Raw genomic sequence first — 20,166 nt, forward strand, 5'->3', positions numbered from 1 at the left:
ATCCAACCACAGTGGCTGTATACGATTCGGTGGAGATTAATGCTGATCATGGTTTCAAGCCTGGTTTTAACAGGCGTAGCTATTTTTTTGGGGTATGTCATGGCGGGAGCGCTGCAAAAAATTGAATACGTGGCTATCCCGATTAATTGGCTCATTGAGTATGCCGGGTCCATTCGCGTGATGATCATAACCGGTATCGTCTTGTTCCCTATCACTTTCTTCCTTGCCAGCCTCCGTTTGGTTCGGGATTTACGTGAAATCAACACAGGATTGCAGGAAATATCGGCAGGGCGGTTCGGGCAGGTCGTAAGGGTTAAGGGCAAGGATGAGTTAAGCGTCATCGCGGAGAGTATGAATCAATTGAGCAGTGAATGGGATCATTATCTTGCGGAAATCACACGCGGTCTGGGGGAGATTGCTAGCGGGCAGTTCGACCATCAAATCCCGGAAATTGCTGATCATCAACTGGGAGAGGTAGCGCTCAGCATCAACCGGATGAGCATGCAGTTGAAGCATTCGATTGCGGAGGAACGCAAGGCGGAAAAAACCAAAAACGATCTGATTACCGGTGTATCTCATGACCTGCGAACTCCTCTGACCTCCATTCTTGGCTTTCTCGAAGTCATCGAGAAGGATCGGTATCAAGATGAAGTGGAGATGCGCTATTACATCAACATTGCATATGAGAAATCTTTGGCGCTTCGGCGATTGATCGACGAATTATTCGAATACACACGGGTCAACAATGGCATGCCTCTGGAACTCAGCGAGCTTAATATGACCGGGTTAATTGGCCAGCTTGCCGAAGAATTCGTGCCGATTACCGAGAGTGCAGGCATGCAAATCAGGCTGAATGTTCAAGAAGGAGACTTCAAAATCCAAGCGGACGGAGCATTGTTGGTACGGGCATACGAGAATATACTCGCCAATGCCATCCAGTACGGGCGTACGGGCAAATATATCGATATCGATATTGCACAAGATGGAGATATGATAGTTGTGCGAATCCAAAACTATGGAGTCCCCATTCCCGAGCGGGATTTACCCTTTATTTTCGATCGTTTCTACCGGGTAGACAGCTCCAGGTCGAAGCAGACCGGAGGTACAGGTCTCGGTCTCGCCATAACAAAAAGTATTGTCGAGGTACACGGAGGAGGCATCACTGCGCACAGCAGCAAAAAGGCAACCTGGTTTGAGACACGGTTATCGGTGTTCGGACCCAATCAGACGCAAGTGGCTGTTACGGAAGAAGTTCAAAACGAAATCAATCGGATATCGACTGTGCTTCCGGAACAAGACCTTGTACCAAAACAAAGAATATTTCCTTGGATTCGGCGCCTGTCTCACTCTAGGATAGCTGCTGTACCCATGATCTTGTTGCTCGTCTGCGCGGTGGTACTATTCAGCGTGAATAATTCATTTACCTCTAATCTCGTGGTAAAGTTGCCTTCCATCTTCTCTGAAAATGAAAACTCAACGCTGATGCCAACAACCGAGAAGGATGAATTGGTTCTAATCACCGGTAAAACAGACAAAGACTATACACTGCTCATCCAAAGCTACCGTTACGACGGACATGACCTAATTATCCAATACTCTATGAAACATTCTAACCAGATATCGGAGACGCAGTGGGTGAAACAGTCGGTCAAACCGACTTTTACATTGGACTCTTCAACGATAAAAGCAGTTCCCAGCATCGCCACGGATTCAGGAGTAGTGTTTGCCAAAAACGGCACACTCCATTTTTATTTTATCGGGACTTCGCCACCTCCAGACCAGTTCCTGTTGAAAGTCAACGTAAATCAGTTAGTTCTGTCCAATGGCCCAGATCAGCAGGATCTGCTCACCGGAGACTGGAGCTTCGAAATTCCTGTGAAGAAAAATTATGAGCGAAAAGCTAACGGCCAAAGCGCGCCTTTGCTGAATTCAACCTAATTGAGATTCTTGAAATAAGCAGGGCAAGTAAAAGAAATAGTGTCGGCATGTTTAACCCTAAAATATTAAGCGAGGAAGAAAAAAATACGGTTATAATTGTCCTCCAAGCAAAAAGGATTTGGAAGCTTACATCCAGATCCTTTTTCCATATTGAGAATTCGAATTCCTTTATTTTCACAGCAAACAATAAACACTAATGAACTTTTTAGGGGTAACTAATTTTTATTTCGTTTATTAACTTCAATCGCAATGAACTCTGGCAAATAATTAGGAGTACAACCCTTTGATACCATTTCGTCTTTATAAAGACCTGTATTTTCACCAAGTTTAATACAGCGTGCACGATACTTTTGATCATAAATGCCTACCCAGCCTGCAATGAAATTCATAGCCCATTGAACTTCCGGTTCTTCCTGCGTAATTTTAGCTTCAATTGCAGATAGTAAGTCTTCGGTGTTATCAGGAGGTGTCTGTCCAGTCCATCTCAATCGCGCTTGATAATACCAAAAGGCTCGCCTTTGAAGAGCAGAAGGGCTATTCTCCCATGACTCCATCAATGCAATTGTCTTCTTGTCTTTGGTTAGCTGATTAGCCATCAACCAATCCATTAAGTTATTTCGCTCATCAAAAGTGTGAGTTTGCATATCTTTATCAAGCTTATTTAGCACTTCTTGTGAGAGAAGTTTTTTATCCATAATTAAGATTGCTAATAGTCTGGGTAAAAACGCTTCGGTTGACCAAAGTTCCATCGCTAGTTCGTGATCTTTTTTAATATCCTTCGCGATTTTTCGTAAGTCGCCTAGCTTAGTTTTACTATTGATCTGTTGTAGAATATTTTCTGCTTTTGAAGAGCATTTCATTTCTGTACCTTCATTCTTATTCATTTGATACCACAGCTCCTTTATGTCCTAATTTCGTTATAAGTCTTATTGCATATATTCTCCCATATGGATCCTTCTCGCAGTAAGATAAGCTTATTTTCATATATTGACAAATAAATGTGTTAGACTACTAAAAGAAGAATTGCTGATCTATACTAAAGAACGCTACACAACTGGATACAGGCAGTTATTACGAGAAACGTAGTTAGAAAGGAAACCCCATGAATAGTTCCCTGAAGCAACTAATGAAATCATTATTAGCACCAGTGTTTCCCGGTGCAATCATAGCCATCCTGATATTTAATCTTGATTACTTTCAATTCGAACTTGTTGAAAAATTTCTAATTTTTGCGGCTTTCGTCATTGTACCTCTTGTGATTTTACTTTTGAACCATGACGAAAAGAATAAACATCAACGAAGGATTTATGCTGCTATTAAATGGCTTCAATTTCCCGCTGCGCTTCTTACCCTGGCCTCGGTAATGAGTAGTAAGATGTGGGGGTTAGAAAGTACGGCAATTCCAGGGATTCTGTCCCTTGGGTGGCTACTGTTCACATTGCTGCTTGGCATTTATGGCTTGACCACTATTGTGATCTCTAAAGGAAAAGCAGCGGAAATAGCGATTGGCGCGGGGCTCGTTTATTTTTTTATCGGGGGCATTTGGTTTACCTTATATCAATATCAATTGAACCTTTTCCAAGCTAATCCTGCATCGCACGCGTTAAGCTCACTCCACTTTCATTTCTCATCTGCTATCGTTCCAATTTTTATTGGTGCACTGGGACGCATTATGACGAAGAAAAGCTGGTATCCCTGGGTCGTTGCCATCGATATCATCGGACCCATCTTGATTGCTATTGGTATGATTTTCTCCAAGCCGACTGAATACATTGGTGTCACTTTGTTCGCCTGTAATATTGTGGTTTACACCGCTTATCTCCTTACTTACTTGAGGAAAAACTCTTTGGATAATAAGGCGAGCATCTTTTTAGGCCTATCTTGTCTAGCCTTTTACGCGGTTGTCGTCCTTTCTATTTTCTATCCGTTACTGAGAAACATGTTTTCCCTAACTATACTCGATTTCATTCCCATTTACGGATCTCTGCATGCGTTTGGTTTTGTTTTATGTGGACTGATTGGTTGGGTGTACACGGTAGACTTCATTAAGAAAAAAAAGATTGTCGAGGAGAATAGAGGTTGATACATCTTTATGAGTGATTACATACAAAAATAAGTGGGCAAGCTGGATGGAACACAAAAATTCCCATCCTGTTGCCCATGCAAAAACATGAATTGGTGAATGTGATTTTCAGGCTGTCAATCGGCTTCATAGGAGTAGTTTAGTCAGGTTCGTGCTATAATAGTGATCACATAAATAACATTCATCATTCTGCCGAGATGGCGATGATTAAGGAGATTGAATTTTGACGAACAACCATGATATTGGAGCAGTTAACGAACTACCGGAGAACTTTGAAGAGCTCAAACGAGCGGCTAACCGGACGTCGAGCTGGAGAGAAAGACTGAATGCAGTGAACGAATTGGGGAACTGGAATACAGCCCCTACCATTAAATTGCTGCAGCATGTTTTGAAAAATGATCAAGTGTTTCAAGTGCGCGAAGCCGCATATCAAAAGCTCAAGCAGTTGGATGAAGATGTACAAATGCCTGCCAAAAACAAAGGTGAGCTGTTTAAAGGTACTAACAAAATTTTGCTACGGATTAAAAAAAGCCTTCCTGAAGGTCACACATTTGAGCAATTTAAGGAAAAACTGCAAAAGACACGTCTGGATATTTATGATACTTACGAGGGCGACAAAGATGCTGAGTTCGACTCCTGGCTCCATGGAATTTGGGAGACACTAGGTAGAAGATAGCCGCCGTTTACCGTATAATAGCTGAGTACAAAGCCACTCCAAAAAATGGAGTGGCTTCTTTATTTCTTAGAACCTACATTCAATTTCACATGTACATTCCCTGTACGATGCGAAGTTGTGTGCTACAAGATTTATTCTGGTATATAAGGAAGATCCAGTGTCTTCGGAACGTTGATGACATGTTTTTCTGTATAAGTGCGGATACCTTCCGCGCCGTATTCACGGCCAATACCCGATTGCTTGAAGCCACCGAAAGGGAACCGAACGTCGAGACCCTGCACAGCAGCTGTATTGATCATCGTCGTTCCAGCTTCGAGTTGACGTGCGACGGAGATGGCATCCTCTTCTTTCCCCCACACAGAACTCGTCAATCCATATATGCTTTCATTGTGTAGATGAATAACCTGCTCTTCATTGTCAAATGGCAGAATCGGAACCGTAGGACCAAACTGTTCCTCCACCACAATGGGATCATGAACATCGCAATCTAAAACAAGCGTAGGTTGTAGGTAGTAACCTTGGTCAAACAGCTTCTGATCAAGAATTTGGCCGAGAGGGATGACCTTAGCCCCGCGATTTTGCGCATCTTCCACCAAACCAAGCACGTAATTCTTCTGCTTCAGGTTATTAATCGGGCCTACTGTCGTATTTGAATCAAATGGATCACCAATTCGAATCCAGCGATTTGCCGCCTCTATATATTTTTCCACAAACTCATCATATATAGAACGGTGTACATACACACGTTTGGCGATCATACAGATTTGACCTGCTGTCAAGAAATTAGAAATGACAATTCGGCGCATTGCTCGCTCATCATGAACATCAAAGCTTTCCAAGAAGATAGCCGCATCATTACCCCCAAGCTCAAGCGTCATATCCTTAATCGTTTCCGAAGCAGCTTTGATAATATGCTTGGCTGTTGCAGTTCCACCTGTAAAGGCGATTTTAGTAACAAGAGGATTACTAGTAAGTTCAACGCCCACATCCGCATCACCATGAACGACATTGATTACACCAGCCGGGAACTCGCTCGCAATAATCTCTGCCACCTTCGCTGCCGCCAGTGGCGCATATGGACTTGGTTTAAGCACAATCGTGTTGCCCGCAAGTAAGGCAGGAGCGATCTTAATCGTAGATAAAGCAATGGGATAGTTCCATGGACTAATCGCTGCCACTACGCCGATCGGATCGTAAGAAAGAATCGTTTTACCATTCTCATGCTCTTTGATCTCTTCCTGTAGAGCCGATTTGGCTTCATTACAAGCGAACTCCATCCACATTAACGAAACATAAATTTCGCCGTGTGCATCATACAGGGGCTTGCCATGCTCTCTAGACAGCAAATGTACAATTTCATTCTCAGCTGCTCTAATCTTCTCTATCGCCTTGCGCATCATAATAATGCGTTCATCAATGGAGGTCTGCTTCCATGTTTTAAAAGCCCCTGCCGCCGCTTTAATCGCTTCAACCGCTTGTTCTTTCGTAGTGACAGGGAAATAGCCTACGATCTCAGTTGGGTTTGTCGGATTCTCTTTTGCTAACTGCGAAAGGGATTTTACATTCTGACCATTAATGAACGCTTCAACTATAATTGTCTCTTGGTCTGCTTGGATCGTCATTTTACATCCCCTCCGTTATTTAGATGGATTAATTCCAAACTTCTTCTGCAATTTCCTTAACATAACGTAGTTTACGCCATTGTTGTTCTTCCGTTAAAATATTGCCTTCTTCTGTAGACGAAAAGCCACATTGTGGGCTCAAACAAAGTTGCTCAAGTGGTACATAGGTTGCCGCCTCTGCAATCCGAGCTTTAATTTGTTCTTTATCCTCTAACTCGCCTGTTTTTGATGTGAGTAAACCAAGCACGATTTTCAAATCTTTTCGATTCACATATTTTAATGGCTCGAAACCACCTGAGCGCTCATCATCAAATTCTAAGAATAATCCATCTACGTTTAAGCCTCCAAAGATAACTTCAGAAGCGTAATCATAACCACCCGTTGAAAAATAGTTCGATTTATAGTTACCACGACAAATATGCATCGTCACAACTAAATCTGCCGGTTTATGAGACAAGGATTCATTAATCATGCGCTGCATCGTTTTCAACTCTTCCGCCGGTTCCAGACCTTTAGCACGTAGCTTATCGTGACCAGCGTCTGAGAACAGGTCGGCCCAAGCTGTATCATCTAATTGCAGGTATCGACATCCCGCATCATAGAAGGCTTGAATGGCTTTTTGATACGCCGCAATCGTATCCTGAAGGAATTGCTCTCGGTTCGTATAGATATTAGCGTCATTTTCCAATCGATATAGAAGCATGTTAGGACTTGGAATGGTCTGTTTCGCCACTGCATCACCTGCATGCTTTTTCAAAAACTCAAAATTCGCGACAAAGGGATGACTCGAGAAATCAACTTTACCAACAACACGAATTCCACCCTTGCGCGTTTGCATATTATGGAATTTTGGTCCATCTATTTGCTCATACAACTCTACGCCATCCAAGCCACCCAGAAAATCAAAATGCCACCAGCTTCTGCGGAATTCACCATCTGTAACTGCCAACACGCCATTTTCCTTTTGCTTTTCAATAATTCGAATAATCTCTTTATCTTCCACAGCTCTTAATTCCTCATATGTGATGTTGCCTGATTTATATTGTTCACGTGCCTGACTTAAATCTGCAGGACGTAGAAAGCTACCTACATGATCATTACGAAATGGTATCATAATTATTTCTCCTTCTAACTTTTTAGTCTAATGAGTATAGCATGATCAAAAGGAATGCTTGTTATATGAAAAAGGCATGGCTAGTCATAGCTTTTAACAATAGCTAAAGACTTTAATACGCAAAAATCCACAACCTCCTATGTGAACTGCACCCCAATTGTTAGACACAACTACCAATTGGAGGTGCAGTTTTTTTATGACTAAATTCAGTTCAGATGAAAAAATACAAGCCGTTATGCGTTATAAAAAGGGATCAGAAAGCTTGAAAAGCATTGCAAAATCAATCGGGCTTCACCATTCTGTCTTTTTAAACTGGATTAGACAATATGAGCATCATGGTGAAAAAGCTTTTAAAAAGGGCTATACATCATATCCTGCGCAGATTAAACTAGACGTACTTCATTATATGAACGAATTTGGGACGTCTGTTAGAGAAACGGCTGCTATATTTAATATTCCTAGCCATAGTACCCTTTTAAGTTGGCAAAAAAGCTTGGAATTACAAGGGATAGACGCCCTTCAACCAAAGAAAAAGGGGCGCTCATCCATGAAAAAAGGATCTAAAGCACAGAAGAATCAAACGCTAGTAGAAGGATCTGTAGAGGCTTTACAAGCAGAGGTAGAGCGTTTGAAAATGGAGAATGCTTATTTAAAAAAGTTGAATGCCTTAGTTCGAAACAAGGAAAAATCACCAAACAAGACAAAGCTCAAGTAGTCTATGAACTAAGGAACGAATTTTCGGTGAAAGCACTTCTAAAGCTAGCAGATATCCCTCGTAGCACGTATTATTACGTGGTAAAAGCGTTTGGTACGGTAGACAAGGATTTAGAGCTAAAAGACATGATACAAGCGATTTATAAGGAGCATGAGGGACGCTATGGTTATCGTCGTATTCGCGACGAGTTAATCAATCGTGGACACCATGTAAATCATAAAAAGGTACAGCGTTTGATGAAAGTATTGGGATTAAAGTGTTTGGTACGTATGAAGAAATATCGTTCGTATAAAGGGACAATTGGCAAGATTGCACCGAACCTATTAGAACGCAATTTCTACGCTGAAAGGCCAAACGAGAAGTGGGTTACGGACATTACAGAGTTTAAATTGTTCGGAGAAAAACTATATTTATCTCCCATACTTGATCTGTATAACGGAGAAATCATTACATATACGATTGGTTCAAGACCGGTCTACTCGCTTGTTTCCACGATGTTAGATCAAGCATTTTGCAGTTTAACAAATAAAGATAAACTCCTCATTCATTCGGATCAAGGTTGGCACTACCAGATGAGACCGTATCGTCATGCCCTTGAAGAACGTGGCATCACGCAAAGTATGTCCCGTAAAGGTAACTGCTACGATAACGCCGTCATGGAGAATTTCTTTGGCATTATGAAATCCGAATTATTATATTTAAAGGAATTTGAAAGTGTCTCACATTTTAAACAAGAGCTATCCAAATACATCGATTATTACAACAACAAACGCATTAAGGCAAAACTAAAAGGCATGAGTCCGGTACGGTACCGGATTCATGCCCAACAAGTTGCCTAAAGATATAATCTGTCTAACTTTACGGGGTCACTTCATATGGTAGTGGATTTATAGGGTGGAGCGAAGTGCAGTGGTCATAATGATAATTTCATTATGTTTATGTTCATCCTCGCATCTCTCAAAGTATTTTATATTTTAAATATAACTACTATTTATGATAGGGTTCACCGTATCATTCTAACGGCGAATAATCATATCTTCCATTCGCACTTCATCTCCAAGTTTCCGTCATGGAGCTCCGCTGTCAATCGCCCGTTCATCTTCAACATGAGACTAGCGGCAATGGATAAACCCAATCCTGTTCTTCTTCCTGATCTTGACCGATCCGCGGTGTAGAAGCGATCAAAGAGTGAGTCTATGTCTTTCTCGTTCAGATTGTTCGCTTCATTTTTGACGATAAGTACAATGTTCTTATCGTCTTTTTTTAAACTTATGGCTGCCTTTCCAGTCGCATGCTGAATCACATTGCCGATAAGATTTTCGAATACGCGCTTGACGGCCGATGGATCAACGTGTACAACAATCGGTTCATCCGTTATTTGCAAGTCTGGTCCCAGCTGCCGCTCGTTGAATTGATCGTAATACCCGGTCAGCACTTCCCATAACAATGCATTTATGGGCACTGGTTCAAGCTTAAGTTGATAATCCGTAGATTGCACGAGAGACAACTCGAAGAAATCTTGGAGTAAAGTATGTAATCGATCGGCAGTGGCTTGGATGATGGAAATATACTCCCGTCGTTTCTCGTCCGTGACAGAACTAGTTCCCAATAACTTGGTGTATCCGATAATAGAAGTTAACGGTGTTCTTAAGTCATGAGACATATTAGCGATCGCTTGTCTCAATTCGCGATCACTGCGTATTCGATCCCTGTTCGATTGAACCGCCAGATCGATCAATTGATTGATATTTCCGGCAAGCTCTTCGATATCTTTGTCCAGCAGAGCAATATCGACCTTCTTCCCGCTCGAGCCTTGATGAAGGCGTTCGACCTGGATCGATAAGCGTCTCATTTCCCTCTTGATCATCACAAGACGAAGGAGAAAAATGAACATAAGCAGAACCGAAGCGATCGCTATATAGATCATTTCCCTCCACCTTCACTAACTTTATTTAATTTCTTTCCTCTTAAACACCAAATTCCCGCACAACACCAGAATTAGAATGGTGCCGAACCCAACCGACAAAGACTGGATAATATCGGTATCGGTCATCTTGATTCGGAAGGAGTCAATAAGATGATGGAATATCGAATAGTGATACAATGTTTCCAAAATCCCCGGCAGCGGTCTAAGCACTTCTGCTAGGGAAATGAATACTGCGATTACGACAGAGATAATAATGGTTTTGCCGCTATCTTCCGCAAGTAGCGCGATCAGCATCAATAAGGCAACGAGGGCCAGCATATGAACAAGGAACAAACCTAATATTCTTGCCAAATAGCCCAATGCCGAGGGGTTTGTCATTGCGCCAAATCCGAACAATAGTTTCCCGCCAATGATTACAAGGAGCGGACATACCAGAACTAGAATGATTGAACCGAGTGCAAGTATAAGCAACTGGGCTGCAAAAATATGACTTCTGCGATTCCCGCTCATGACGATGTTCTTGACGAGGCCTATTGTAAAGTCATTCGCAATAAAAAATCCGACAAGCGTACTTAAGTATAACATGAAGTAAAACGGGGTTGCTGCAAGGGCAAGCGAAGAAAACAGCTCCAGTCCCACATCTAAAAACATGTTATTCATCTTCCACCATCCGATGGTGATCAGATAATGCAGGAGGGCAAAAACAATCGTTACGATAATCGTCAGCGTCCAAAACACTTTATTTTTACCGAGTTTGAACAGCTCCGCACGCAATAAATTAATCAAGAGTTTCGCCCCCAACCCGTTTGGTAAAATAGCTTTCCAAGTTATCCCCGCCTGGCGCAAAAAATTCAATGACGAGGCCGCAGCTTGTCAAAGCCATAGATACCCTTCTTACATCCTGATAGAGGCTGTAAAGCTTGATCGTGCCATCCTGCAGAACTTCATAATCCCGGGTGCCCAGTTCCGTTTCGAGAACCGTTGCTGCTTTGCTTACATCATCGACTCGGATACGAAGATGCTGCTTGCACTTTTCATTTAATTCCTCATGAGTCATCTGTTCCAGCAGTCTGCCTCTATGGATAATGCCGTACTTCGTTGCCATTTGATGCAGCTCGCTCAAGATATGGCTGGAGATCAGAATCGTTAATCCCAACTCGCGATTCAGCTGCTTGATCAGCTCTCTAAGCTCCACGATACCTCCTGGGTCAAGTCCATTCGTGGGTTCGTCGAGAATGAGCAGTTCCGGGTCGCCCAGCAAGGCGATTGCCAATCCCAGGCGTTGCTTCATACCGAGCGAGAAGTTCCTTGCCTTCTTCTTCCCTGTATCGTGAAGTCCGACGAGGGCTAGCGTCTTCGATATGCATGCCTTGCCCGGGATCCCTCGGAGCAATCGATGAAATTCAAGATTATCGTGAGCCGTCATATCGGGGAATAATGTCGGGCTTTCAATGATCGCCCCGACGCGCTTCCGGGCTTCAATCAATCCTGCCTGGCTGCTTTCTCCGAACAAGCTGACAGATCCGCTCGTTGGCCGAGCCAGTGCAGTCACGATACGCAGGAACGTACTTTTCCCTGCCCCGTTTTGCCCGATAAAACCGTATATATCTCCTTTTTCCACGACCATGTTTACATGATCCAAAGCAGCCTGTCCCTTATATTTCTTCGTCAAATCAGTGGTTGTCAGCACGGTCTCTCCCACTAGGAGTTGCCCCCTTTAAGCCGATAATACACCCTCATCCCTGTAAGGCATGCCGCACATAAGAAGATAATCGCTAACAGAATCGCCACAGCCGGCCATAAACGAAAAACATCCAGAGTCGTCGAACTATTACCTTGCAGTTGCGGAACAATAAACATTAACCATCCGATCCCTGCAATAGGAATCAATTGAGGAATCAATCGCGGATAGTATCGCAAGGCGGAATGTTGTTGACGTCGAGCCGACCACTTCGGGCTGCGGATGACCCCTCTAATCCCCAAGCTTAGAACGAGCAAGGTCAATAATCCGATTGAAATATCGATTATGGTAGGTACCGGTGTCTTCACCGAGGGTTGTTGTCCCTCTGTCAGCCGGATTATTCCTGTGCTAATCTCATAAGCGTGCTCGAAGGTGGTCGTGAAGCTATTAAGCATTACAGCAACTGCATACCCGCTGCTCAGGACGATGTCTTGTTGTGTCTGATAGCTTGATAGGGCTCCGCTATGCGAAATACGTTGAGGTCTAATATGCGAAGAACTACGTGACCATCCAAGACCGTAATGTTCACTACCAGGCTGCGGCGAATACGATTCATCCAACAAGGCTTGAGACAATAATCGTTCTCCTGATGCGCTTACCCCGCCTTTGGTATGCATAGCGAGCCATCTTCCCATATCCACAGCTGTAGTAACGACTCCCCCTGCACCAGCATTCATCTGTTCCATCTCGAGTATTGGGATCGCCGTTCCATATGCGGTTACATAGCCTTTCGGCAACCCGGGAATCGCAACTCTGGAGTTCACCGGCGCGAGCGAGCCGTCCATGCCGAGTGGAGTGAACAACTTCGTATCCATATACTCAGCGAACTCCATTCCGCTTACGTTCTGCACCAGCCATGCCAGAATCCAATAGTTCGCGTTACTATAGGAATGCTTTTCACCGGGACTCGATTGAAGCTTCCATTGTTGCAAACGCTCTACGCCTTCCTCCAAGGTATCGGCTCTAGGCACAATGATTGGGTTAGGAATCCCGGAAGTATGGCTGAGCAGTTGGCGTATTGTAACTTGTTGAAATCTGGGGTCGCCCATCGTCAGCTCAGGTAAAAATCGGACGATCGGATCGTCCAGTTTGATTGCTCCTTCATCAACGAGTTGCAGCACTGCAAATGCGGTAAACGATTTGGACACAGAACCGATTCTCATTAATGAATGTTCCGTAAGGGGATTGCCTTCGGAATCATGTCCGTAACCTTGTGCGTAGACGGTCTCGCCGTCCTTTACGATTACAATCGATGCACCCGGCAGTCCATTGCGTTCCAAATAATATTCAATATATTTATCAATTGCTTCCTTGTCGAGATGAGGTGCGGCTTGTGTCGTCGGAGGAAAGATAAGTACCGGGGCTAAAAGCACTATCGTCATCATTGCTATAAGAAGTTTTCTCATTTCACATTCTCCTATCTGATCGGATGAATTCATTGTAATCATCAGATCCTAATAGAAAATTAATCAAAACCTTAAAAAAACATTAATGCATTACTTCAATCGATACCCCATACCCCAAATGGTTTCAATATACTCGGCTTCCGGGTTTGCCTGTGCCAGTTTCTTTCTTAAGTTACTCATATATACCGTAATCGTGTTGTCATCGCCCAAGTAAGCCTCTCCCCAAACCGCTTCGAATAGATTCTGTTTGGTAAATACTTTCTTCGGATAGGACATTAAAAGTTCCAACACCGCGAATTCCCTTGCGGTCAAGATCACTTCGGCACCGTTTACCGACACGATTTTCGTATCTACGTTCAGATAAAGGTCTTTATGCTTCAATTGACGAGTGGGATAGGCCGACGCCGTACGTCGATATCTTCTCAGTAGGGTGTCGATCCTTGCGGATACCTCTTCAATATCAAAGGGCTTTGTAATGTAGTCATCCGCTCCCATGCGCAAGATAGAGACTTTCGTTTGAGGTTCTCCATTAGCCGATATCATGATGACGGGGAACTGACGATCCGGTCCCAGTTGCTGCAAGATTTCATCACCTCTAAGACCTGGAAGCATCAAATCGATCAAAACCATGCTCCACTCCTGCTCTTTGGCTAAATACAACAAAGCTTCCGTGCCGGAATAGGCCGGTTGCGGGAGATAACCACTTTTGGTGATGATCTCGCATAATAATTGATTAATTTCATTATCATCCTCAACGACCAATATTTTTATTCTTCCATCCATTTCATTCACTCCTCTCCATCTAAATCTTCAATAGAGATCTAGGGAATTGGATTCGCCCTACTTGTGGTACGGTTCCCCCCGATTTATCTTCACCGCGCGATAAATCTGCTCCACCAACACCAGCCGCATAAGCTGATGCGGCAGGGTCATGCGCCCGAAGCTCAAGCGCTGCTTCGCGCGGCTCAACACCTCATCGGAGAGCCCATGGCTTCCTCCGATGACAAACACGACATGGCTCGTCCCATACGTGCCGAGCTTGTCGATCTCCAATGCCAGCTCCTCGGAACTCCAGAGCTGGCCGTCCAGTGCGAGCGCGACCACGTGCGCCTCGCTCTTCACATGCGCGAGGATGCGTTCGCCCTCGCGCTCTTTTACCGCCCGAACCTCAGCTTCGCTCAGGGTATCGGGCGCCTTTTCGTCTGCGACCTCGATCATCTGAAACTTGATGTACGGGGCGAGCCGCTTGGCATATTCCTGAATGCCCAGCGTCAGATATTTTTCCTTCAATTTGCCTACGCCAATAATCTGAATAAACATGAAAAATCATTCCTCCTAAATTGTCTTGCGGGATATTCTATAAGTAAGATGCTTCATCGCATCGTTCGTTCCAACTGTATTATACCTATACTACGAATTTCTCCAAATTTAACGAACCCCACACACCTTAATCAGCCCCATTTCGGCTACTTTAAAATCTAACGAATCTGAAAACGCTATTCCACACAATACGATCTTTCCCCACCACTTTCGAGGCCATTTCAGTAATATAACATGTCTACGATTCGTTAGATTTCAACTAGGCGGTATTTTAAGGAGTCTCAGATTCGTTAGAGCTACTCGTCCCACGCCACGCTGCCTACTAACCACACCAATTCCCCCCACAAACACAAAAAGAGCGCTCATCACGCTCTCCTTGGCTTCTTGCTGTGATGTTCATACCGGATGGAAAGTCAGCCCGAAGCGCCACCCTAAGTCACGCCTCCAGCCGTCTAAGTCCTACAGTACGCTAAACGACGAGGAATTCCGCGTGCTGTTCGCACTCGGCACATTTCGCAGGCGGGTCCCAGTCGGCAAATTCCGTCTCCTTCAGATCAACGATATCTGGAGCGTCCTCATACTCATCGACAAACATGTCGATGGCAATGTCCACGTGTTCTTTGCATACAACGTACATCCGTTAAGCATCCTTTCTGTAACCAGCTATGTTCCCGATTCACAACCGCTTATCCCATTACAGGATAGCCACTTCTCAGTTCTATCACACCTGCCGTCGAAAAGAAACCCCCAGCCCCAATTTATCGTGCCCAACCTCCAACAAACCCCTCCATACGCCGTAAAAAAACACAAAAAGCATCCCTTCCAGATACCTCCACGGTACCCTGAAAAGAATGCTCCTTAATCCAAACTCTTTAATTCAATCCCGACTGAGCTTTCGTCAACAGCTTGCCACCTTGAAAAGCAATAACCGCGTTGGCGCCATTGCCAGCTGTACCTTTATAGTTGTAAACCACCATATTCTCCGCTTCACTCAGCGCTTCACCTTCGCCGCCAAGGATCTCAATGACATCTTCTACCGACATGCCAACCTCAAGCTTCTCATACTGGGCAAATGTAATCAGCACCCCATCGCCTTTCCCGGCCGATCCGTTGTTTCCCGAGGCTGCAGGCGCTTGACCACCGGCCTCACCTATCGCAATCACATTCGTACTCAGCTCATTCAACTTGGCCTCAAGCTCTGCGATCTTTTGTTCCTGCTCACTGCTCTTGGCTCCCTGTTCCACCAGTTTCTTCTCCAGGCCAGCGATCTTCTCCTGTAAAGCACTTGTATCCACAGATGCTCCTGTTGTAGCTGTTGTAGCTACCTCAGATCCACAGGCAGATAGCATAAACAGGGACAGCGCCAAGCTCGTTCCCCCAAGCATCTTTTTCCTCAATCGTTTCATTAGAAATACCCCTTCCATTCTAAAATAAAAAATGTGATCGACAAACGGATGTTATTTGTATTAGCGACCGTCTCCAACATATTGACAACAGTCTACCACAGCCCGAGTCTTATGTATCTGCTTCTTTGGCTCCGGGTCTAACTGATCATGAGGAGATAAAAATGGTTGATCTGCTCATTTACTGTCGAACGAACACGTCCAATCCCTAGTACAGCCAGTGTTGTTATTTAGATGTCCTGACTTATGTAATTACGACCTGCCCCACCTTATACAAACAAACATTATACATATTGCTGAACCAACAACTAAAAAAGAGTGGTCAGATATCTGATCACTCCTCTAGCATTGCCCTATTACACTCCAAACAACAGCATAGGCTCCGTTTGAAATCTCCTTATTCAGGCTTATCCGTCAGCTTCACCGATACTTTCTCAGCTTTACCATCCCGGTAGAAGGTCACTTCAATGGTATCTCCAATCTTCTTCTCATCGTACAGATATTTCCGCAGATCCAACGTGGAGGTGATTTTTTGCCCGTCAAATTCCGTAATGACATCATTCAGCTTCAAGCCTGCTTCCGATGCCGGACCGGATGCCTCCAGCACAACCACACCGCTGTCCACGTGAGATGGCAGCTTCAGATCCTTACGCTGCTCGTCATCCAGTGGTGCATAAGGGTTGCTCAGATCCACCGTATACACGCCGAGGTAAGGACGAGATACTTTGCCGTTCAAGAGCAGAGAATCGACCGTTCTCATCACTTCGTTCATCGGAATGGCGAAGCCCAGACCTTCAACGCCCGTATCCGAGATCTTCATCGTGTTGATACCGACCACTTTGCCGTTCAAATCAACTAACGCACCGCCACTATTGCCTTCATTAATCGCCGCATCCGTCTGGATCACGTTTTGCTCCCAGTCGTACACCCCGTCCTGATTAATCGATACAGGCAGAATACGATCCGTATAACTGACAATACCGGATGTCAGCGTACCACCCAGACCGAGCGGGTTCCCAATCGCCAGCACCGTTTGACCTCGCTGAAGTTTGCTGGAATCACCGATCTCTGCGACTGCACCCAGCCCTTTATCTTCTGCGGATAGTACCGCAATGTCACTTACACGGTCTTTACCAACTAGCTTCGCTTTATGTGTCTCCCCATCTACGGTCACAATCTCCAGATCACTCGCGCCCTCCACGACGTGGTGGTTGGTCATAATATAAGCCTTGCCATCTTCCTTCTTGAAAATGACCCCTGAGCCCAGCGCCGAATCTTCCATCGATAGACTGCTACCCGTTTTATGGTTCACAATGCTCACCACGGAAGGACGAACATGGGCTGCCGCCTGGATAATCCGGTCGTATGGATCAGCTGCCTGTGTGGCCTGTGCACTGCCTCCACCGTTGCCTGTAGCATTCGCCAGCGGTAACGAAGTGGGTTGTGTGATGAAGCTAAACAGCGTGACAGTCACGATGGAGCTGATCACCGAGCTGATCACCGCTACTTTCACTGTGGAACTGATTCCTGTACGCGATCTGCGCGGATTGCTCCAGCGGTCACGTCCACGTGCCCGGCCTCCAGGGCGGATAATCTGAAGTTTGCCTTTCTGTTCAGGTTCGGCGCGTCTTGATACTTTGGTTGAATAAAAATCGTCTCCAAACAATCCCATCGTGATCCTCTCCCCTTCGTTGTCACGCATCAAGACCCTGACTGCCGCCTAAGTTGTCGCATGGATCAACGATGGAGTTCTCACATACACCACTCCGCCAACAGACGAACCTTCCGATCGCTGTTACTCACAAATTTTTTGATCCCCTCTTCCAAGGTGAAAATTTGTTCCTAAAGGCGAACACTCTGTTTCTTCAGGTTTCTTCTGTCGTCTTCGTTACGTGAAGACTCCAACGGTTTCCCATGCTTTTTGCAATTTTATAAAATGGTCTTGCATATCGCCGCATCCCGGCATCAAATCGAGATACAGCGTCTATGTACAACAGAACGGACACTCCATTCTGTCAGTGACTCTATCAATCATGCTCTCGCATTCTATGACATGCCATTTCACACGCAAAACAGCCAAAATCACAATGCTCCTCATATACTAAACCCGACAAATCTCAAAAAGTTGCATAATTATGAAAATTAACGCAAATTTCCGCTATAACTCACTTAACAATAAAGGTCCATAGTATCTATCACCACAAAATCAGGTTCGCTAAGCGCCGTTTTGGCCATTTTGAAGAACTTTTTCACCCTTGCATAGTCACAGGTTCAGCATACACGCCTTATCACACAAATGTTAGCGGCAAAAAGAGGAATGTTTTCCACCCAGCCTGACTACAATAATAGTAAAGACAATTCAAAGCTTCATAGAGGAGGATGTAACATGGATCGCACACGTACACTTACAGCCATGGATGAAGTTCATATGGCGGCCAAGCTGGCCGATCTCAAGGAAGAACACTATCGTAATACCCTTGCCCTCAGTACCATCATTGAACTGCTTATCGATAAAGGCATCCTAACCCGCGAGGAAGTCGAGCGCAAAGCCGCCGAACTCGACAGCTTTATGGCTCACCCACCCTATCCCATGGCGTAGGACGGTCGTAATACGTATCACAGAGTTTGAACTCATGATCCCGATAGAAACAACCTCGGCTCTCCATCGCGTCACGTACCGACATTTTCGCCAAGTCCATCATATTATGATCTCGGCTAAGATGTGCCAGATACGTGCGCTTGATGCGTCCGTTCATCAGTTCACTAAGCGCTGCGCCTGCTGCTTCGTTCGACAAATGCCCGATGTCGCTCAAAATCCGGCGCTTGGTGTTCCATGGATAACGCCCCATACGCAGCAATTCGACATCATGATTCGCCTCCAGCACCAGGACGTCAGAATCTGCGATTGCATCGCGGACCTTGTCACTCATGTACCCAAGATCCGTTGCAACAGAGAGCTTCTCACTGCCGTCATCGAACGTATAACCTACCGGCTCAGCCGCATCATGCGAGATCCCAAAGGATTCCACACGCAATGACCCAAAATCATGCTTTTCACCTGTCTCAAATACCCTCCGGTTTTCCTCTGGAATCGCCCCAACCGACTTCTCCAGTGCCGCCCACGTATTCAGATTCGCATAGATTGGTAAATTATATTTCCGAGACATCGCGCCTAGTCCTTTAATGTGATCAGAATGTTCATGTGTAACCAGAATCCCGTCCAGTTCTGCCCCAGAAATCTCCCTTTCCTGAAACAGTGCATCCAATCGCTTCGCACTAAGACCCGCGTCAATCATGAGTGATGTGCCCCCATGTTGTATGACCGTGGCATTGCCTGTCGAACCGCTGGATAACACGGTAAAATATATCCCCATAACGCATTACTCCCCTGGTTTGTCTGTCTTGGGACTGAATACATCCCCACTGATGCCCTGCACGTACAATACTTCGCCACTTTCCAGCACGAACCGCCATGCCGGCATCGCTACCTGTATATCTGAATTGAACAACTGGCCGTAATAGCCCAGCTGAATATCTTTGACAATTGCATCATTTGGCAAAAAGTTCTCGATCAGCGTTCCCAGCGCCTTCGACGCCGGAAGCACCTGCTGATCGCTCTCCTCTGCGGTCGTAATCCGCACCGGAGTCTGACGGTAACCCGTTATTTTCTGGTCACTGTAGAATAGCTCCAGACTCACATTGAAGAGCGGCCATTTGCCATCCACCAGTGGGTGAAGCACAAAAGCTCCATCCTCGGCCATCAGCTGATCCAGCCGATACGTGCCGATCTGTGGAATCTCACGCTGTATTGCATCTTCCAGCTCGCTCTGCGAGAAGATCAACTTGCTATCTACAGGCTGTTCCAACTCCATATTAACGCCAGCCCTGTCCTCTTCAATGAACTCATAAGACAACTTTGGCAGCTTCGGCGTTTCATTCGGAATCGGAGCCAGTACCTGAATGCCCTTCTCTTCCATCGCCTGCTGTGTATTATCTGCCAGTGAGGTGAAGTCCAGATTGGCTCCGGCCGTCTCCCGCGCATCCATCCAGATCTGGTATCCCAGCACCAGATTGAGCAGCAGAAAGGCATAGATCAACACATTTTTCGCCCGTCCCCAATCCAAAACATTCACCTCCTTCAGTTAACTGGCTGAAATACTTTCTCAAATTGCCTACCCTTCCACCGGAACTAGCCGTTTACTAGCCTTTGAACTTAAAGCT

Annotated in this window: 19 protein-coding genes; 5 read left to right on the forward strand and 14 right to left on the reverse strand. The window is 45.1% G+C overall.

Annotation, left to right across the window (positions count from 1 at the left end; all coding sequences use genetic code 11):
- Positions 1-39: 39 nt before the first annotated feature.
- Positions 40-1,938 (forward strand): sensor histidine kinase, encoded by a 1,899-nt coding sequence (locus AC4G47_RS30115; protein ID WP_491104207.1) that lies wholly within the window; start codon positions 40-42, stop codon positions 1,936-1,938.
- Between the two features lie 215 nt (positions 1,939-2,153).
- Here AC4G47_RS30115 and AC4G47_RS30120 read toward each other — a convergent pair whose 3' ends face one another.
- Positions 2,154-2,822, reverse strand: coding sequence for a DNA alkylation repair protein (locus AC4G47_RS30120; RefSeq protein ID WP_491104208.1), 669 nt, complete (start codon positions 2,820-2,822; stop codon positions 2,154-2,156).
- 218 nt (positions 2,823-3,040) lie between these two features.
- Between AC4G47_RS30120 and AC4G47_RS30125 the strand changes: the two genes are divergently transcribed.
- Both AC4G47_RS30125 and AC4G47_RS30130 read left to right on the forward strand, forming a co-directional pair.
- Positions 3,041-4,021: a YndJ family transporter gene (locus AC4G47_RS30125; protein WP_491104209.1), complete on the forward strand. Its 981-nt coding sequence runs from the start codon at positions 3,041-3,043 to the stop codon at positions 4,019-4,021.
- A gap of 223 nt (positions 4,022-4,244) precedes the next feature.
- Complete coding sequence (locus AC4G47_RS30130) at positions 4,245-4,697, forward strand: HEAT repeat domain-containing protein (protein ID WP_253504582.1); 453 nt, start codon at positions 4,245-4,247, stop codon at positions 4,695-4,697.
- A gap of 131 nt (positions 4,698-4,828) precedes the next feature.
- On the opposite strand, the gene AC4G47_RS30135 is transcribed toward AC4G47_RS30130, so the two are convergent.
- Both AC4G47_RS30135 and AC4G47_RS30140 read right to left on the reverse strand, forming a co-directional pair.
- On the reverse strand, positions 4,829-6,319 hold the full coding sequence (locus AC4G47_RS30135; RefSeq protein ID WP_491104211.1) for an aldehyde dehydrogenase family protein: 1,491 nt from the start codon (positions 6,317-6,319) through the stop codon (positions 4,829-4,831).
- 28 nt (positions 6,320-6,347) lie between these two features.
- Positions 6,348-7,433 carry a 5-methyltetrahydropteroyltriglutamate--homocysteine S-methyltransferase gene (locus tag AC4G47_RS30140; protein ID WP_491104212.1) on the reverse strand — a complete coding sequence of 362 codons (1,086 nt, stop codon included), beginning with the start codon at positions 7,431-7,433 and terminating at the stop codon, positions 6,348-6,350.
- 196 nt (positions 7,434-7,629) lie between these two features.
- Between AC4G47_RS30140 and AC4G47_RS30145 the strand changes: the two genes are divergently transcribed.
- A protein-coding gene (locus AC4G47_RS30145; protein ID WP_491104213.1) for an IS3 family transposase occupies positions 7,630-8,987 on the forward strand; the annotation gives its coding sequence in 2 pieces (ribosomal slippage) (positions 7,630-8,083 and positions 8,083-8,987; 1,359 coding nt in all).
- Between the two features lie 191 nt (positions 8,988-9,178).
- On the opposite strand, the gene AC4G47_RS30150 is transcribed toward AC4G47_RS30145, so the two are convergent.
- The 9 genes from AC4G47_RS30150 to AC4G47_RS30190 form a co-directional block, all read right to left on the reverse strand.
- A complete protein-coding gene (locus AC4G47_RS30150; protein WP_491104215.1) occupies positions 9,179-10,075 on the reverse strand; it encodes a sensor histidine kinase in 897 nt (298 codons plus the stop codon).
- Positions 10,076-10,096: 21 nt separating this feature from the next.
- A complete protein-coding gene (locus AC4G47_RS30155) occupies positions 10,097-10,861 on the reverse strand; it encodes an ABC transporter permease (protein ID WP_491104216.1) in 765 nt (254 codons plus the stop codon).
- Positions 10,854-11,777: an ABC transporter ATP-binding protein gene (locus tag AC4G47_RS30160; protein WP_491104218.1), complete on the reverse strand. Its 924-nt coding sequence runs from the start codon at positions 11,775-11,777 to the stop codon at positions 10,854-10,856. Before AC4G47_RS30160 ends, AC4G47_RS30155 begins: the two co-directional genes overlap by 8 nt.
- Positions 11,777-13,222: a serine hydrolase domain-containing protein gene (locus AC4G47_RS30165; protein ID WP_491104220.1), complete on the reverse strand. Its 1,446-nt coding sequence runs from the start codon at positions 13,220-13,222 to the stop codon at positions 11,777-11,779. The genes AC4G47_RS30160 and AC4G47_RS30165 overlap by 1 nt, the downstream gene beginning before the upstream one ends.
- A gap of 90 nt (positions 13,223-13,312) precedes the next feature.
- Positions 13,313-14,005 (reverse strand): response regulator transcription factor, encoded by a 693-nt coding sequence (locus AC4G47_RS30170; RefSeq protein ID WP_491104222.1) that lies wholly within the window; start codon positions 14,003-14,005, stop codon positions 13,313-13,315.
- A gap of 57 nt (positions 14,006-14,062) precedes the next feature.
- On the reverse strand, positions 14,063-14,542 hold the full coding sequence (rlmH, locus tag AC4G47_RS30175) for a 23S rRNA (pseudouridine(1915)-N(3))-methyltransferase RlmH (protein WP_491104224.1): 480 nt from the start codon (positions 14,540-14,542) through the stop codon (positions 14,063-14,065).
- A gap of 469 nt (positions 14,543-15,011) precedes the next feature.
- Positions 15,012-15,179: a CxxH/CxxC protein gene (locus tag AC4G47_RS30180; protein ID WP_017691462.1), complete on the reverse strand. Its 168-nt coding sequence runs from the start codon at positions 15,177-15,179 to the stop codon at positions 15,012-15,014.
- Between the two features lie 235 nt (positions 15,180-15,414).
- Entirely contained in the window at positions 15,415-15,948 is a 534-nt protein-coding gene (locus tag AC4G47_RS30185) for a hypothetical protein (RefSeq protein WP_491104227.1), read from the reverse strand.
- Positions 15,949-16,342: 394 nt separating this feature from the next.
- Positions 16,343-17,617 (reverse strand): S1C family serine protease, encoded by a 1,275-nt coding sequence (locus AC4G47_RS30190; protein WP_491104229.1) that lies wholly within the window; start codon positions 17,615-17,617, stop codon positions 16,343-16,345.
- A 714-nt stretch (positions 17,618-18,331) separates the two neighbouring features.
- Here AC4G47_RS30190 and AC4G47_RS30195 point away from each other — a divergent pair.
- Complete coding sequence (locus tag AC4G47_RS30195) at positions 18,332-18,544, forward strand: hypothetical protein (RefSeq protein WP_036611899.1); 213 nt, start codon at positions 18,332-18,334, stop codon at positions 18,542-18,544.
- On the opposite strand, the gene AC4G47_RS30200 is transcribed toward AC4G47_RS30195, so the two are convergent.
- Together AC4G47_RS30200 and yycI are read right to left on the reverse strand one after the other, a co-directional pair.
- Positions 18,513-19,319 carry an MBL fold metallo-hydrolase gene (locus tag AC4G47_RS30200; RefSeq protein ID WP_145324957.1) on the reverse strand — a complete coding sequence of 269 codons (807 nt, stop codon included), beginning with the start codon at positions 19,317-19,319 and terminating at the stop codon, positions 18,513-18,515. The genes AC4G47_RS30195 and AC4G47_RS30200 overlap by 32 nt on opposite strands.
- A 6-nt stretch (positions 19,320-19,325) precedes the next feature.
- Positions 19,326-20,069, reverse strand: a complete 744-nt coding sequence (gene yycI / locus AC4G47_RS30205; protein WP_491104230.1) for a two-component system regulatory protein YycI — start codon at positions 20,067-20,069, stop codon at positions 19,326-19,328.
- Between the last annotated feature and the right edge of the window lie 97 nt (positions 20,070-20,166).

This window comes from Paenibacillus sp. Negev47 (assembly GCF_058313655.1).